Source organism: Patiriisocius marinistellae (assembly GCF_009014635.1).
Taxonomy (GTDB): domain Bacteria; phylum Bacteroidota; class Bacteroidia; order Flavobacteriales; family Flavobacteriaceae; genus Patiriisocius; species Patiriisocius marinistellae.
The window spans coordinates 1,332,350-1,349,058 of sequence record NZ_BKCF01000001.1 but is presented as its reverse complement, the minus strand read 5'-3'; the positions used below and the strand labels follow the sequence as shown (position 1 = coordinate 1,349,058).

At 33.6% G+C, this 16,709-nt stretch carries 16 protein-coding genes; 7 read left to right on the top strand and 9 right to left on the bottom strand.

The genetic code is table 11. The features are described from left to right. Positions 1–2: 2 nt before the first annotated feature. The 4 genes from tpiA to GB234_RS06025 all read right to left on the bottom strand — a co-directional run bounded on the left by tpiA (position 3) and on the right by GB234_RS06025 (position 4,204). A complete protein-coding gene (gene tpiA / locus GB234_RS06040; protein ID WP_151893605.1) occupies positions 3–752 on the bottom strand; it encodes a triose-phosphate isomerase in 750 nt (249 codons plus the stop codon). A 112-nt stretch (positions 753–864) separates the two neighbouring features. After that, a complete protein-coding gene (locus tag GB234_RS06035; RefSeq protein WP_151893604.1) occupies positions 865–1,938 on the bottom strand; it encodes an ABC transporter permease in 1,074 nt (357 codons plus the stop codon). Positions 1,939–1,941: 3 nt separating this feature from the next. Then, positions 1,942–3,609 (bottom strand): BT_3928 family protein, encoded by a 1,668-nt coding sequence (locus GB234_RS06030; RefSeq protein ID WP_151893603.1) that lies wholly within the window; start codon positions 3,607–3,609, stop codon positions 1,942–1,944. A gap of 49 nt (positions 3,610–3,658) precedes the next feature. Continuing rightward, positions 3,659–4,204 (bottom strand): DUF1599 domain-containing protein, encoded by a 546-nt coding sequence (locus GB234_RS06025; protein WP_151893601.1) that lies wholly within the window; start codon positions 4,202–4,204, stop codon positions 3,659–3,661. 52 nt (positions 4,205–4,256) lie between these two features. Between GB234_RS06025 and folP the strand changes: the two genes are divergently transcribed. From folP to GB234_RS06010, 3 genes are read left to right on the top strand one after another with little or no spacing between them, the layout of a single operon-like run. Continuing rightward, positions 4,257–5,093 (top strand): dihydropteroate synthase, encoded by an 837-nt coding sequence (gene folP / locus GB234_RS06020; protein ID WP_235906065.1) that lies wholly within the window; start codon positions 4,257–4,259, stop codon positions 5,091–5,093. A 38-nt stretch (positions 5,094–5,131) separates the two neighbouring features. Further along, positions 5,132–5,914, top strand: coding sequence for a diadenylate cyclase (locus GB234_RS06015; protein WP_151893600.1), 783 nt, complete (start codon positions 5,132–5,134; stop codon positions 5,912–5,914). A 4-nt stretch (positions 5,915–5,918) separates the two neighbouring features. Next, on the top strand, positions 5,919–6,770 hold the full coding sequence (locus GB234_RS06010; RefSeq protein ID WP_151893599.1) for a DUF3667 domain-containing protein: 852 nt from the start codon (positions 5,919–5,921) through the stop codon (positions 6,768–6,770). Here the strand turns inward: GB234_RS06010 and GB234_RS06005 are convergent. Both GB234_RS06005 and truA read right to left on the bottom strand, forming a co-directional pair. After that, positions 6,734–8,497, bottom strand: coding sequence for an ABC transporter ATP-binding protein (locus tag GB234_RS06005; protein WP_151893598.1), 1,764 nt, complete (start codon positions 8,495–8,497; stop codon positions 6,734–6,736). The genes GB234_RS06010 and GB234_RS06005 overlap by 37 nt on opposite strands. Positions 8,498–8,575: 78 nt before the next feature. Next, on the bottom strand, positions 8,576–9,322 hold the full coding sequence (gene truA / locus GB234_RS06000) for a tRNA pseudouridine(38-40) synthase TruA (RefSeq protein WP_151893597.1): 747 nt from the start codon (positions 9,320–9,322) through the stop codon (positions 8,576–8,578). 97 nt (positions 9,323–9,419) lie between these two features. Here truA and GB234_RS05995 point away from each other — a divergent pair, with 97 nt between their 5' ends. Further along, positions 9,420–9,911: a metallophosphoesterase family protein gene (locus tag GB234_RS05995; protein ID WP_151893596.1), complete on the top strand. Its 492-nt coding sequence runs from the start codon at positions 9,420–9,422 to the stop codon at positions 9,909–9,911. A gap of 65 nt (positions 9,912–9,976) precedes the next feature. On the opposite strand, the gene GB234_RS05990 is transcribed toward GB234_RS05995, so the two are convergent. Beyond that, positions 9,977–10,414 (bottom strand): DUF4293 domain-containing protein, encoded by a 438-nt coding sequence (locus tag GB234_RS05990; RefSeq protein WP_308645056.1) that lies wholly within the window; start codon positions 10,412–10,414, stop codon positions 9,977–9,979. A 177-nt stretch (positions 10,415–10,591) separates the two neighbouring features. Here GB234_RS05990 and rho point away from each other — a divergent pair, with 177 nt between their 5' ends. Then, on the top strand, positions 10,592–12,298 hold the full coding sequence (gene rho, locus GB234_RS05985; protein ID WP_151893595.1) for a transcription termination factor Rho: 1,707 nt from the start codon (positions 10,592–10,594) through the stop codon (positions 12,296–12,298). Positions 12,299–12,577: 279 nt separating this feature from the next. Here the strand turns inward: rho and GB234_RS05980 are convergent, their stop codons facing one another. Then, a complete protein-coding gene (locus GB234_RS05980; protein ID WP_151893594.1) occupies positions 12,578–13,540 on the bottom strand; it encodes a T9SS type A sorting domain-containing protein in 963 nt (320 codons plus the stop codon). Between the two features lie 92 nt (positions 13,541–13,632). On the opposite strand from GB234_RS05980, the gene GB234_RS05975 reads away from it, so the two are divergent. After that, positions 13,633–15,441, top strand: coding sequence for a M14 family metallopeptidase (locus tag GB234_RS05975; protein ID WP_151893593.1), 1,809 nt, complete (start codon positions 13,633–13,635; stop codon positions 15,439–15,441). Here the strand turns inward: GB234_RS05975 and GB234_RS05970 are convergent. Next, entirely contained in the window at positions 15,409–16,032 is a 624-nt protein-coding gene (locus tag GB234_RS05970; protein WP_151893592.1) for an NUDIX hydrolase, read from the bottom strand. The two genes, GB234_RS05975 and GB234_RS05970, sit on opposite strands and share 33 nt — an antisense overlap. A gap of 7 nt (positions 16,033–16,039) precedes the next feature. Between GB234_RS05970 and pyrE the strand changes: the two genes are divergently transcribed. After that, positions 16,040–16,681 (top strand): orotate phosphoribosyltransferase, encoded by a 642-nt coding sequence (gene pyrE / locus GB234_RS05965; protein ID WP_151893591.1) that lies wholly within the window; start codon positions 16,040–16,042, stop codon positions 16,679–16,681. The last annotated feature ends 28 nt before the right edge of the window (positions 16,682–16,709 follow it).

Genomic DNA, 16,709 nt, shown 5'->3' with positions numbered 1-16,709 from the left:
ATTTAAAATGAATTTACAATCGCAATAAAATCTTCAGCTTTAAGTGCTGCTCCCCCAATTAATCCTCCATCGACATCCTCTTGCCCAAAGATTTCTTTAGCATTAGCAGGGTTAACACTACCGCCATAAAGAATAGAAACACTTTTAGCCACCTCATTTCCGAAGATATCAGCAACGAGTCCTCTTACATACTTATGCATTTCTTGTGCTTGCTCTGGACTTGCAGTTTCACCTGTACCTATTGCCCAAACAGGCTCATAAGCTAACACTATTGACTCCCAGTTTTCAGCCTTTATATGAAATAACCCTTCTTGTAATTGCTCTTTAACTATGTTAAAATGGTTGTCACTTTTTCTATCTCCTAGCTCTTCTCCAAAACAAAAAATTGCCGTCATTTCATTTTCTAAGGCAGTATTTACCTTTGCAGCAAGGATTTCATTAGTTTCCCAAAACATAGCACGACGTTCACTGTGGCCTAAAATTACGGTATCAATCCCTACACCATTTAACATGGCTGCAGACACCTCACCAGTAAAAGCACCGTTTGCGGCTTGATGCATATTTTGTGCAGCTACAATAATATCACTATCTACAAGGGCTTGGTTTGCGCTCTGTAAACTTGTAAAAGGTGGTGTCACAATAACAGTAACATCTTCAGGTAGTTCACTATCTTTTAACTCATCAAGCAATTCATACGTTTGCGAAATATCGCAATTCATTTTCCAGTTTCCTGCTACTATTTTGTTTCTCATATTCATTGCCCGCGTAGGCGGGTATCTTTTAATTATATTTCTTAAATCTTAAATATTTACTTTTAATTCTTACTTCTTTACTCTTTTAGCAAAGTGGTCTTTTTTATTAAAGCTACCTACTAATCTTAGGGTCTAACAACCCATAAATAATATCTACAAAAATATTGATAATTATAAACAATGTAGCGATGACAAGTACCATTCCCATTATAATTGGCAGGTCACTTTTATTTAACGCATCTACAATCTCCTTCCCCATACCATTCCAACCAAAGATAAACTCAACAAATACTGCTCCTGCGAGCATTGATGCAAACCAACCAGATATAGCTGTTACAACTGGGTTTAATGCATTTTTTAATGCGTGTTTTCTAATAATTTTAGGCATTGATAATCCTTTTGCTTTTGCCGTGCGTATGTAATCTTGGTTTAAAACTTCAAGTAATGAGTTACGCATTAATTGACTTACTACTGCAAGTGGTCGTATTCCTAAAACTATAGCGGGCAAAATTAAATTTTTTAATTGAATGTATTTTCCTTCGCCAAAGTCATCAACTTCATATAAGCTCCCTGTCATATTAAGTCCGGTGTATTTGTGTAATAAATACCCGAAAAACCATGCGAATAATATGGCGCTAAAAAAAGAAGGCACGCTCATCCCAAAAGTGCTTACTAATTGTATCATTTTGTCAATCCACCCATCCTTAAAAAGCACCGAAATAATCCCTAGCAACACACCAAGTATCATTGCAATTGTAATAGATGAGATAGCAAGTATAAATGTGTTAGGCAATGTTTCGGCAATAACGGAGCTTACTTTTTTTCCACTTTTTTGAAACGACTCTCTCAAATATGGAAACTTTAAAACGGTAGTCACATTTCCGAAGTTAAAAAGCGTAGTTGCACTGTATTTGTTTGGTGCTAAAAAAGTGTAATCACTCTTAGTATTACTGTGAAATGAAATAGGTGACAAATCATTAAGGTACAATAAATATTGAGTCCCTATGGATTTATCAAGACCATACTTTTTTTTCACCATTGCTATTTGCTCCGCGTTTTGATTTTGACCAAGCATCATTTTTGCTGGATCATCTGGCAACATTGCGAATAACATAAAAATAACCGTAACAACCCCAAAAAGCGTGAGTAACGCATAGCCTATTTTTTGAAGTACGTATCGTCCCAAAGCTTATTTTTTTATCTCATCGATGGTGAGTGCTTTATACTCAAAATCTTCACCAAAAAGTAATTTTGCATAGGCTTCAATAGTCTGTGTATAACCCGCTTTTACACGACGCTCATTTACAGTTTCTGGGTTTTCAATTGGCCAAATGTAGTTTGTACCATCAGGTAGTGTGCCTCCTTGCGTACCATATATTTGGGGTTTTTCTTCACCCATTAAATAACGGTCTTCCATCATCGCCACTAAACGAAATGAAATTTCACCAGCTTCACCTGCTTTTTTAATCATTGGCAAATACTCTGGGATTCTATCTGGATTGTGTTGTAGAACATACCATGCTGCATTATTAGAAGGCTCTCCTACAACGCTTTTTCCGGGATATCCTTTTGTATCAAAATACTTTTCAACAAATTGTATGTTTGAAGCATCAATTACTTCTTGCATTTTCCAAAGGCTGTCCAAATTTGCACCTTCATGTTGCATTAATTTACGATATTTTTGATCTAGAATAGCTATACTATCAAGGCGTTTTTTTAAATCAAAATCTAGGTTGGGAATTGCTCCATCTAATTGTTTTAATCTTAAATCTGCCGCGTCATTGAAATGTAATTTTTGGACAATTGTTCCTTTTTCAAGTGACACTATTCCAGGATTACTTCTCACAATTGTTTTTAGCGTAGTCATATCGCAGAAATAAAATTTAAAGTTCAAACCGTATAACTCCACCAATTTCTCAGTCTCCTCTTGTGAAGATGCAGAAAGTCCAATAACTTTATATCCATTTTTTATGGCTTCATTAGTAATTTTCCTAATAGGTAAGAAACCATCTTTCTCTGTATTATCTAGATTGTATGCGATTACTGCTATTAAATTTTCTTCTGCTAGAAAAGTTTCAGTATAATCTTCACCTTCCCTTTCCATAGAAAAATCATGCACTGGTGGTTCGTAAGGTTCGCGTAAAAACTCTGTAGTTACGCCCACCATCGTCCCTCCTGCTGGCTGTGGATCTTGTCCTGTGGTGTTTGAAATTATTTCACTTTTTCCGTTTATATCATATTCCCAATTATATTGAATTAATGGGGGAAGCGCATCTGGCGGAGTTTCCATTCCTTCTTTAATATTTGCACCTACTTTGTATGCTCTAAAATCTACTACTGGTAAGTGAGATAACACATGATACCCTAACCACATGCATAATACAAAGGCTATAAACACTATAATACTACGAGTAAATTTTGTGAAAAATGGTTGTATATGCTTACGCCCAGCGAACAATATCAAAATTAAAACAAGTAATACAATATCCTTGTAAAAAGACTGCCAAGGGGTTAGTTTTAAAGCATCTCCAAAACATCCACAATCTGTTACTTTATTAAAGTAAGCGGAGTAAAATGTGAGAAATGTAAAGCCTACTATTAAAATTAGCAAACTCCACAGCGTAAATTTCTTTGCATATCCCACAATCAACATTACTCCAAGTAGTACTTCAAATATCACAACTACGATTGCAATTAATAATGCAAATGGTACTAGAAATTCTAAGTTTAAAACCTCTGGGGCAAAATAATCTCCTAATTTAAATGAAAACCCAACAGGGTCATTTAATTTTATTAACCCACTAATGATGAATAAAACTCCAACAAATATTCTTGCAAATCCTATTAGTACTTTCATAAACTCTTACTTTTTAATGTCTTTAATATTTCAGCAGAAAACATATAACCTATTTAACATCAATTTCTAAATGTATCATCGCGAACACCGCATAGTTAATCATATCTTGGTAATTAGCATCAATACCTTCACTCACAAGTGTTTTCCCTTGATTGTCCTCAATTTGCTTAACGCGAAGTAGTTTTTGTAAAATTAAATCTGTTAAGCTACTTACACGCATATCTCGCCACGCTTCGCCATAGTCATGATTTTTATCGAGCATTAATTGTTTAGTAACTGCAACGTGCTCATCATACATCTGGACTGCTTCTTCTAATGCCAAATCTGGTTGCTCAACAACACCTTTTTCTAATTGAATTAATGCCATTATAGAATAGTTGATAATGCCTATAAACTCACTTACTTGGCCTTCATCCACACGTTGCTCTTTATTTTGTTGCAAGCCTCTTATACGTTGAGCTTTAATAAAGATCTGGTCTGTTAAGGATGGTAATCTTAAAATACGCCACGCACTCCCATAATCTTTCATTTTATTGATAAAGAGCGCTCTGCAGGTTTCAATAATTGCATTGTATTGTTTAGACGTATCTGCCATAGTAAGTGTAAGATTTTGCGTAAATTTCGTGGAAATAAATCAATTATAAAAATTGCAAACAATCAACTGTAAAGGTACGTTAATTGACATGTCTATGCCACACGTGATGGGTATAATTAATGTTACGCCAGATAGCTTTTATGACGGCGGAAATACTACATCCATTAGACCCATCATTGCACAAGCTACTAAAATGCTGGGCGAGGGCGCCACGTTTTTAGATATAGGCGGTTATAGCTCAAGGCCTAATGCTAGTGACATTTCGGCTTCCGAAGAAATTGAAAGAGTGATTCCTGCAATCAAAGCCATCATTGATGAATTTCCAGAGGCGTTAATTTCTATTGATACCTTTAGAAGCAATGTTGCGAGCGCAGCCATTGAAGCTGGCGCCTGTATTGTGAATGATATTTCTGGCGGTCTTTTAGATGCTGAAATGTATAACACCGTAGCTCGTTACCAAGTTCCCTATATTTTAATGCACATGAGAGGGACACCACAAACGATGAAAACCGAAACAGATTATAAAAATATTACCAAAGAAGTTTTGTTCTATTTTTCGCAAAGAATTGCCGAAGCACGAAGTCATAATATTAACGATATAATTGTTGATCCTGGTTTTGGTTTTTCAAAAACTGCTGCTCAAAGTTTTGAATTAATGAATTCTCTTGAGCTATTTAAACATTTAGATTTACCCATTTTAGCTGGAGTTTCAAGAAAATCGATGATTTACAAAACACTTAAAACCGAACCTACCGAAGCACTAAACGGAACCACAGCTTTAAATATGGTGGCACTTCAAAAAGGTGCTAGTATATTGCGCGTACATGATGTTAAAGAGGCGATGGAATGTATAAAACTGAATCATCAACTAAACAAACATCAATTATAAAATTGTATTTTTAAACCTTAGTAAAAAAACAACCCCATTTGGATTTTATAGAATTTACTGATTTTAGAATCATTGATGCCATTGACATATTCCTTGTTGCTGGCCTCCTTTATTATTTATATCGCCTTGTAAAAGGTACAGTTGCCATTAATATATTTATTGGTATTGTAATAATTTATGGAATCTGGTGGTTGACAGATTTGTTAGAAATGGAAATGCTTAGTAAAATACTAGGTGGTTTCTTGGGCGTAGGTATGTTTGCTTTGATTGTAGTATTTCAGCAGGAAATAAGAAAGTTTTTATTAATGCTAGGATCAACTCAATTTAATATAAGAAGGATTTTTAAACAATTTAAATCTATCTCAAAAGACAGCATCGCTGTAACCGAAATAACCCCAATCATTGAGGCTTGTGTGAAAATGTCAAACTCTAATACTGGAGCTCTTATTGTTATCAAACGTAATAATAGCCTCGATTTTGTAAAATCTAGTGGAGATGAAATGGATGTAGAAGTAAATCAACCTATAATTGAAAGTATATTTTATAAAAATAGTCCATTACATGATGGGGCTATGTTAATTGAGGGGAATAAAATTACTGCTACACGTGTTATTCTACCTGTTTCAAACGATAGAAGTATTCCATTACGTTTTGGTTTAAGGCATCGTGCTGCCGTGGGAGTTTCAGAAAAGAGTGATGCGGTATGTTTAGTAGTATCAGAAGAAAATGGACAAATATCTTACTTAAAAGATGGCGATTTTGTACTCTACGAAACCATCGAAGAACTTACCACTATTATCAACAATGACTTAATGCAATAATAAAATGAAATGTAAGAATTGCGAAAAGCAGCTTTCAGAAAACGATAAGTTTTGTAATGAGTGCGGGGCGAAAGTCATTGAACAGCGCCTTACAAATGGTTTTTTTATTTCTGAAGTAAAGGAGAATTTTTTTAGCATCGATGCAAACAGACCGTTGCGAACGTTTGTTGATTTGTTTAAAGAACCTGAAGCAGTTGTTTGTGGTTATATTAACGGTGTTCGAAAAAAATATATTAATCCGTTTGGATACTTTACAATTGCAATTACACTTACAACTTTTTTCTATTTCGTCGCTCAAAAATTTTTTCCAGAATCTATTGAGGCCGGAATGTCTATGGCAACAAGTATAAATGAAGAGCAAAAAGCAAGTGTAAATAAATTTCAATCTGCAATTTTTGAATATCAATCATTACTTTATTTTGCTTTTATACCATTCTTTGCTATAATAACATGGTTACTTTTTATCGTAAAAAGGAGATATAATTTTGTGGAACATCTTATCCTCAATATGTATGGATACTCGCAAGCATCAATATTTGTAATTATTGGTTATTTTATTACTGTTAGTTTTGAATCTGTTTTCCAATACGCAATGATTACTTCAATGCTACTTCAAGTAATCTATTATGCGTATTTTCTAAAAAGAATTTTCAAATTATCATTTGGACAAATAGTTTTGAAAACACTTTTATTCATCCCTTTAGGATTTGTTTTTTATATGATTATTTCTGTAATAGTGATAGTTATATTATTACTTATTGGAGTTATTGAGTTAAAAGACTTCCTTCCTCCTCCTAAAGAAACTAAAGACGCTGTAAGCTATATTGCCTCCTCAGTCATAAACTGGACTTCGTAAAGATTACGATAATATCCATTTTCTTTTTTTAGTAGCTCTTGGTGCGTACCAGATTCAACAATATGCCCAGCATCCATTACTAGTATTTTATCTGCTTTTTTAATAGTTGCAAGTCTGTGTGCTATCACAATTGAAGTTCGGTCCTGTGTTATTTTTTCTGTAGCGGTTTGTATCATTTCTTCAGAATAACTATCTACTGATGATGTTGCTTCATCAAGAATTAAAATACCCGGCTTGCTAACATACGCTCTTAAAAATGCGATTAATTGCCGCTGTCCAGATGACAACATCGCTCCTCGTTCTTTAACATTATATTGAAATTTACCAGGTAGTGAGTCTATAAATTTTGACACGCCAATCTCATTAGCAGCAGCTCTAACTTCAGCTTCTGAAATTTCAGGATTATTTAAAGTTATATTATTTAAAATAGTGTCTGCAAATAAAAAGACATCTTGTAATACAACAGCAATTTCCTTTCTAAGAGAGACTAAGGTATATTCGTCAATCGAAGTTCCATCAATAGAAATCTCCCCACTATTTATCTCGTAAAATCTATTTAATAAATTAATTATGGTAGATTTCCCCGCACCTGTAGCCCCCACAATTGCAATTGTTTCACCACTATTTACTTTAAATGAAATATCCTTGATCACCTCTTCGCCTTCAACATACCCAAAACGTACATTTTTAAACTCAATTTCACCTTTTGTCACATCTAACTCAGTTGTACCTTCGTTAACAATATGTGATTTTGTATCTAAAATTGCAAACACTCTATTTGCCGCAACCATACCCATTTGAAGCGAATTAAACTTATCTGCTATTTGACGTAAGGGTCTAAATAGCATTTGAGCTAATTCAATAAAAGCAACGATTAAACCTAAAGTAATTACACCACCTTCAGCGGCGTTAAGGCCTCCAAACCAAACAATCAAACCGATAGCTACTGAGGATGACATTTCGGCAATTGGGAAAAATATAGAGTTATACCATACGGTTTTAACCCATGCCTTCTTGTGTTTTTCATTGATAGCAACAAACTGCTTATATTCGGTATCTTCTCTTGCAAAAATTTGCACAATTTTCATTCCCGTCAACCGCTCTTGTACAAACCCATTTAAATTTGCAACCTGATTTCTTACTTCTTCAAAAGCAACCTTCATTGCTCGCTGGAAAATGCGAGTTGCATAAATTATTATAGGCATTACCGCAAAAGCAATTAGAGATAAACGCCAACTTTGATACAACATAAAACCAGCAATTGCTGCCATTTTAAGTAAATCTGCAATAATCATAAACAACCCCTGACTAAAAATACTAGAGATAGTTTCTATATCATTTACAGCTCTAGTCGTTAGCCTCCCTACCGCACTTTTATCATAATATTGCATCTTAAAACTCGTCATTAATTTAAAGAGTTTTACTCGTAAATCTTTGATAACATGTTGCCCTAACCAATTTGCGTAATAGATGAAAGCAAATTGAAAAAGAACCTCTAAAAGCAACACTCCTATCATGAGTGACACAAACATTACTAATAAATTTGAATCTTGTGGCACAAACGCATCATCCACCGTTCGCTTTAAAAGGTATGGTCTCAATACAGCAAGTATAGACATTGCGACCGCAGCAAAAGCCACAAAGTAGAAAATTAGCCGGTATGCATTTGTAAACGCAAGCAACCGTCTAAATAATTTAAAATCAAATGCTTTTCCTGATTCTGCCATCCTTAGTCTCCGCAAAAGCGGGAAAGTTTTATCCTCTATAAATACGAGGGTGTGTATTAAATTTTTTCTTCGGAAATATTAATCCCTTAAAAAAACGTCTTCGGGATATTCAACCTTAGTTAAATATAGTCCATGAGCAGGTGCAGATGTACCTGCTTCCCTCCTATCTTTTGATGCGATTATATTATGTAAATCTTCAATTGTGCTTTTTCCAAAACCTATATTAAGTAACGTCCCTACAATAGCACGTACCATATTGCGCAAAAACCTATCTGCTTGAATAGTAAATTTCAATAAATCACCTTCTCGCTCCCAATACGCTTTATTAATGTCACAAAAATAAGTCTTTACATCTGTATTAGACCTTGAAAAACATTGGAAATCCTGATACTTTAATAGAATACTTGCCGCCTCATTCATTTTTAAAATATCTGGAGCATGGTATAATTGATATGAAAGTCCTTCGAGAAAAACGTTTTTTTTAACCGAAATGAGATACTCATATTCACGAGCTATTGCATTAAACCTTGCATGTGCATCGTCCACAACACTATGAATTGCAATCACCGAAATATCTGAAGGTAAAAAAGAATTTATTTTATAAATAAAATTACCTTCAAATTGTGCCTCGTAATCAAAATGTACATACAATTGTTTTGCATGTACTCCGGCGTCTGTTCTTCCTGCAGCATGTACTTTTATTTCTTTTTGTAAAAGAATGCTCATTTTTCTTTCGAGTACTTCTTGTACACTAATTGCATTAGGCTGTATTTGCCATCCGCAATAATTAGTACCATTGTAAGCTATTTCTAGAAAATATCGCAAAAAGAAAAGATTTCAGCAAAGGTATCATTTTTAAAGAATTTTAAGTTTACGGTTTAGTGATTACAAACTATTATTTTTGTTGTATAAAATTTCCGAAGTGAAAAAAATTCTACTACTTAGTGACACCCACAGCTATATTGATGACACTATTTTAAAATATGTAAAATTAGCTGATGAGGTATGGCACGCTGGCGATATAGGAGACTTAAAAGTGACAGATGCTATTGCTAGTTTGAAACCATTAAAAGCTGTATATGGAAATATTGACGACGCTAGGGCGCGAGCTAGCTTTCCTCTAGATTTAAGATTTTTTTGTGAAGGTGTTGATGTTTGGATAACCCACATAGGCGGTTACCCTGGAAAATATAACCAACGCATTAAAAATGAAATTTACACAAACCCTCCTCGCCTTTTTATTTGCGGTCATTCTCATATTTTAAAAGTAATGAATGATAAAAAAATAGGTTTGTTACATATGAATTCTGGAGCCATTGGCAAACATGGATTTCATAAAGTTAGGACAATGTTACGGTTTGAAATTGATGGAGTGAAAATTCAAAATCTTGAAGTTATTGAATTGAAACGATAATGACATAAAAAAACCCTTACAGATGGCATTCTGTAAGGGCTTGCACTAATAATACTAAGTTGTGTTTATCGTAAACGATCAACAGATTTTACAAGGTCCTCATCCCGTTTGATGGCTTTGTTGGCCATCACTAAAAAAACGATAGAAATGATGGGAAGTAGCACCCCAATACCCTTCTCAGAAACTAATGTCTCTCCAGATAATATAAGTGATTTGTAAACGAAAACTCCCAGTAATACAAAGTTTAATATGATGTTCAAGCGATTTAATACAAATTGCATTTGGCGCTTTTTAAATAATAAAATAGTTATTATCACTAGTGCAATTGAGACAAAAATTATCCCAAAGACCAATGGTTCTTTGTTACCTAACAAAATATTTCCTTCATTATCAATGATTACAGGAAACCAATAATAAAGGGCCAGCATTATAAATGCGACGATAATTAAATAGACTGTTTGTATTCTTTGTAACATAGCGTTGTTTACACGTGTGTGAAGCAAAAATAAGGTTTCTTTTTAAAAAATATAACTGCAGAATATAATTTATTGTTGTATTATTGCATTAACTAGTGGTAACCATTTCAATATAGGTTACTTATCTTCAAATAAAATTTTCTTGAGCATTCTCGCTCATCATACTCACAAACTTAAAAAATATTAATAAACTACATTTTTTACATGTTAGAAATTTCAGAATTAAAAGCAAAGAAGCTTCCTGAATTACAGGAACTTGCACAAACGCTTAAAGTCCCTAAGTACAAGTCTTTAAAAAAGTTAGACCTAGTTTATCAAATACTCGATTATCAGGCAGCAAATCCATCTGCAGTTAAAGCAGTTGTAAAAGACGATACTCCTCCTGTTGCTAAAAAGGCGCCAACAAAAAAAGAAGAAACAAAAGAAGTTTCTGAAACTAAAGAGAATAAACCTGCTCCTGCTAAGAAGCAAGAAAGAGCTCCCAGAAAGCCAAGAGAAACAAAAAGCACCGAGAACAAAAAACCTCAAGTACGTCAACAGAATAAAACTACTAATACCAGTAGTAAAACTTCTAAAACCGAGGAGAAAGACGAAAAAACAAACGATAGTCGTACTGCAGAAGCCAGAAAAAAAGCTAACGATGCTAAAAGCAACGAAGGCAGAGCTAGACAAAATGATAATCGTAAGAAAAATAACGATGGTAAGTCACCACAACGTGATAATAAACAAAAAAATGACCATCGAAACAATGGAAATAAAGACAACCGTAATAGATATAAAGAACCAGATTTTGAATTTGACGGTATTATAGAAAGTGAAGGTGTACTTGACATAATGCAAGATGGTTATGGATTTTTACGGTCTAGCGACTATAACTATCTTTCATCACCTGATGATATTTATGTTTCTCAATCACAAATTAGACTTTTTGGTTTAAAAAGCGGAGATACAGTTCTTGGTGAAGTACGACCTCCAAAAGAAGGTGAAAAGTACTTTCCTCTTATAAAAGTAAATAGAATCAATGGTCAAAACCCAAATGTGGTGAGAGACCGTGTTTCTTTTGAACATCTAACTCCTTTATTTCCTCAAGAAAAATTTAACATCTCTGATAAGCAGAGTACTATTTCTACACGTATTATAGATTTATTTGCACCTATAGGTAAAGGCCAACGTGGAATGATTGTAGCACAGCCTAAAACAGGTAAAACTATGCTGCTTAAGGATATTGCTAATGGTATTGCCGCAAATCACCCAGAAGTATATCAAATGATTCTTCTAATCGATGAACGCCCTGAAGAGGTTACTGATATGCAACGTAATGTACAAGGCGAAGTTATTGCTTCAACTTTTGACAAAGAACCTTCTGAGCATGTACGTATTGCTAATTTAGTAATAGATAAAGCTAAGAGACTTGTAGAATGCGGACATGATGTTGTCATTTTATTAGATTCTATAACTCGTTTAGCACGTGCTTATAATACAGTACAACCCGCTAGTGGTAAAATACTTTCTGGTGGTGTAGATGCAAATGCTCTTAACAAACCTAAACGTTTCTTTGGTGCTGCACGTAATATTGAAAATGGCGGCTCACTAAGTATTATAGCTACTGCACTGACAGAAACAGGTTCTAAAATGGATGAGGTTATATTTGAAGAGTTTAAAGGAACTGGTAATATGGAATTACAATTAGATAGAAAAATATCTAATCGTAGAATATTCCCTGCAATTGATCTTACTTCATCTAGCACACGTAGAGATGACTTATTACTAGACGAGGCTACAATTCAACGTATGTGGGTTATGCGTAAGTATCTTGCAGACATGAACCCAGTAGAGGCAATGGAGTTTATTAATGAAAGATTTAGAACTACAAGAACAAATGAAGAGTTCTTGATTTCTATGAATAGCTAATTATAAATTTAAAATTTTTATAAAAAAAGGGACTAGCAATATGCTAGTCCCTTTTTTTTCCTATACCTAGAGGCCACATCCTTGAATGAAGGAAAGATTAAAATATAACCACAATAAAATACATCTCTGCAATCTTGTTTTAACACGCAATTCTAGAAACAATTATATTATATATTAATAATTTTAATTCTAAATATTAAAACAAAATTTAATTTACTTAATTAATATAAAAAAAGCCTCTGCAATTGCAGAGGCTTTTCTATAATAATTATTTGATAATTATTTGATAATTACCTTCTCAGTTAAAGTACCAGCTGTAGTAGTAATATTTAACATATACACACCACTTGTTAATCCAGCAACATTAATTTGTCCATTAGAAATAGTAGCAGATGCTCTTTTTCCTAAAATATCGTAAAGTGCAACACTGTTAATTTCAACATTAGCAGGAACTTTGATATTTAAAATATCGCTTGCAGGGTTAGGGAATACAGATATTTGAGATAATGCATTGTCATTAACACTAAGAGCAGGCTCTCCTTCAATCAAAAATGCAGTAGAGTTATAATCAGTAATACCTAAATTTTCGTAAGAAGTCCAATCTGTATAACCTCCACCAAAAATATCACTAGGATCAATTAAATGTGCAGAACTCAATGGTCCAACAGCATCAGACTTAAACCAATTCCAACGGTTTGTCAAGTCAACACCACCAGTAGCCATTCTAGGTCTAATTGAAACCCAATAGATACCAGCAGGTAAAACAACATCATCTCCACCGTTAGCCTCAGTAACATCAATTATAAATTCATAACCAGCATCTTGAGTAATCGTTAATGAACCTCCATTAGGATCTGCATTGAAAACCTCTAATACAGCACCACCAGAATAATCTCCATCTGGAGTGTTTGTAGCAGGATCATTATTGAATATAAAAAGGTCATATCCTGTAATAATATCTTGAAGAGTTAATTCATTTTGAAAACCATATGCTGTTATAGTTTCAATTCTACTACCTTCAGTTAATTCGAAATCATCAGCAATAGCTACACCTGATTGAGTATCATCGTAAAACGTTGAAACAACACCATTAGCACCAGTACTTGGCTGATCCCATAAGACTGCCTCTGTTGAATTTCCACCATTACTTATTCCTTGAACATTTGATTCAGAAGCAAAATCTTGAGCATTAGCAGAAACAGCTAAAGCAAAAGACGCCATTAATAACGTAATTTTTTTCATAATTTAATTTTTAAAAGTTTAATAAAGTTTAATATTGTGTAACAAATATAAAATAAGGAATTATAATTACCAACCTATTCTAACATAAATTTATGATAATTGCGATAAACAACAGTAATTCACTATTAACTTACTTTAAAGCAGCACTTTTAACAGTAATCACAGTGTTTTTCTGCAGTTGTGAAAATTTAAAAAAAGAAAAAAAAACGAATGATGTAATAACAAAAACATTATTTGAAACCTCGAATGGAACAGAAACACCTAGCTACGAGAATGTTATAAAGTTTTACAGTTTTTTAGCTTCAAATAATGCTAAGATATCTATAGTAGAATTGGACAAAACAGATAGTGGAGAACCACTACATGTTGTGATATATGACCAAAATGGAATAAACTATATTAACACCAATCAATTATTTCAAAAAAAAGAAGAAAGAAATATTTTACTGATTAATAATGGTATACACCCAGGTGAAAGCGACGGGATAGACGCTTCTATGTTGTTATTACGTGACTTAGCAAATGGAATAATCCCCAGCCCAAAAAATACCATTATTGCAATAATACCAGTATATAATATAGGAGGAGCATTAAATAGAAATAGTACCACAAGAACTAATCAAAATGGCCCTATTAATTACGGCTTTAGGGGAAATGCTCGCAATTATGATTTAAATAGAGATTTCATAAAAGCAGATTCTAAGAACGCACGTGCATTCACTAAACTTTTTAGGAGCCTAAAACCCGAACTATTTATTGACAACCACGTAAGTAATGGCGCAGATTATCAATATACGTTAACTCACCTATTTACACAACACAACAAACTAGGTGGCGAAATGGGAAAATACTTAGATCAAAAATTTATGCCCACCCTAGAAGATTCACTAACTATTAAAAACTGGGACATTACTCCTTATGTAAACGTATTTAATACTACGCCCGAAACCGGTTTCAAACAATTTATGGATTCTCCAAGATACTCAACAGGCTACACAACCCTATATAATACACTAGGCATGATGGTTGAAACACATATGCTTAAACCATACAAACAAAGAGTCAAAGGCACATATGAGCTTATGAAGAGCTTCATAGATATTGCTGATAAAGACTCTCAAGTTATTAAAACAATTATATCAAAAGACAATAATAGATTTAAAACTGGCGACAACTATCCCATACAATGGGTTATTGATAGCACAAAGACAACAACATTAGATTTTATAGGCTACGAAGGCAGCATGATTGCCAGCAATGTCACCGGCAAAGAACGTCTCAAATTTGACCGCACAAAACCATTTTCAAAAAAAGTCACTTATTACAACACTTTCAAAGCTTCAAAAAAAATTACAATACCATCCCATTATATAATACCTAAAGGATACTGGAATATTTTAGAATTACTGAAATTAAACAACATTAAAATTTCCGAAGTAAAAAATGACACAACACTAACTGCGGAAATATATCACATTCAAGATTTTGAAACTTACAAAAACCCATACGAAGGCCACTACCCTCATTATAATACTGAAGTAAAAACTACCACAGAGAGCATTAATATTTCAAAAGGAGATTTCATTGTTTCAACTAATCAAGAAGGAGTGCGTTATTTATTAGAAACATTAGAGCCTAGTGCGCCAGATTCATTTTTTAATTGGAATTTTTTTGATACCATTTTACAACAAAAAGAAGGTTTCTCACCCTATGTATGGGAAGACAAAGCCGAAATATTACTGCAAGAAAACCCTGCGCTCAAAACAACATTCGATTCTATAAAAATGATCGACCTTAATTTTGTTAATAACTGGTATGCGCAGCTAGAATGGTTACATAAACATTCACCTAATTATGAAAAAGCACATTTAAGATACCCTATCGTTAGGGTGCGTCGTTAAATATTCATTTGGAAAAAGCAATTTAATATTTTCGTAAGATTCAGTAAGGGCTTTTTGAGACTTTTCAAAGTTTTTCCATTTTGCTTTTTTAATACCCTCTTTCGCTTCTGGAATTAAATCCCCATCATAATCGCTATACATTTCATACCAATAAGTTATCTTGAGCTTAAACTTGTCATTTCGTTTAAACACATGATAAGTCTTTGTTATAAACTTTCTTACCACTAAGTCTTTGACGCCTGTTTCTTCCATTGTTTCTCTAATAGCACCATCTTGATGACTTTCTCCTTTTTCAATTTTGCCTTTAGGAAGATCCCATTTTCCATTACGACGAATGAAAAGAATTTCCTTTTTTTGATTAAAAACCATCGCTCCTCCAGCTTCAACAACAGGTAGTTTTTTTCTAAGAAATTGCTCTAATTTTTCCTCATTTTTATGATAAAGGTTTACATATAGTAAACTTCCTTCATTGATTTTTTTTATCAATTTCTTAAACTTAACCACTTTTAAAGGGATGGTTGTGTACTGCTTTCCAATCTTTTTTTCCGAAGATAAAATAATTGGTATGTCGTTGACGAAAACTTTATACATTTGCACTATGATATTAAACAAGGAGACAGCTCAAAAAACTGCCGAATTACTTTTGCAAATTAATGCAATAAAATTACAACCACAAGAACCTTTTACATGGGCATCTGGATGGAAATCTCCCATTTATTGTGACAATAGGATAACACTTTCATTTCCAGCAATACGCAATTATCTTAGAGAGCAACTTGCAAAACAAATTGAAGAAAAATATGGAAAGCCAGATATAATTGCTGGTGTAGCAACAGGAGCCATAGGCATAGGCATGCTTGTTGCAGACTATTTAAACGTGCCTTTTTGTTATGTACGCCCAGAAGCTAAAAAACACGGACGTCAAAATAAAATTGAAGGACTCGTTAGCGAAAACCAAACAGTAGTTATCGTCGAAGATTTGATCAGCACAGGAAAAAGCAGCTTGCTCGCAGTTGAAGCATTACAACAAGCAAACCTAAATATAAAAGGGATGTTTGCTATTTTTTCTTATGGTTTTGATGTTGCAAAAGAAAATTTTGAAAAAGCAAGCATTGAATTAAATACCTTGAGTAATTACGAGCATTTATTAATCAATGCCGAAAAGACAAATTATATTGCCTCAAAAGAAGCTCAACTTTTAGGAAAATGGCGAGAAAGCCCTAGCACTTGGATGCAATAACCACATTTTAATCAACCCAAATTATACT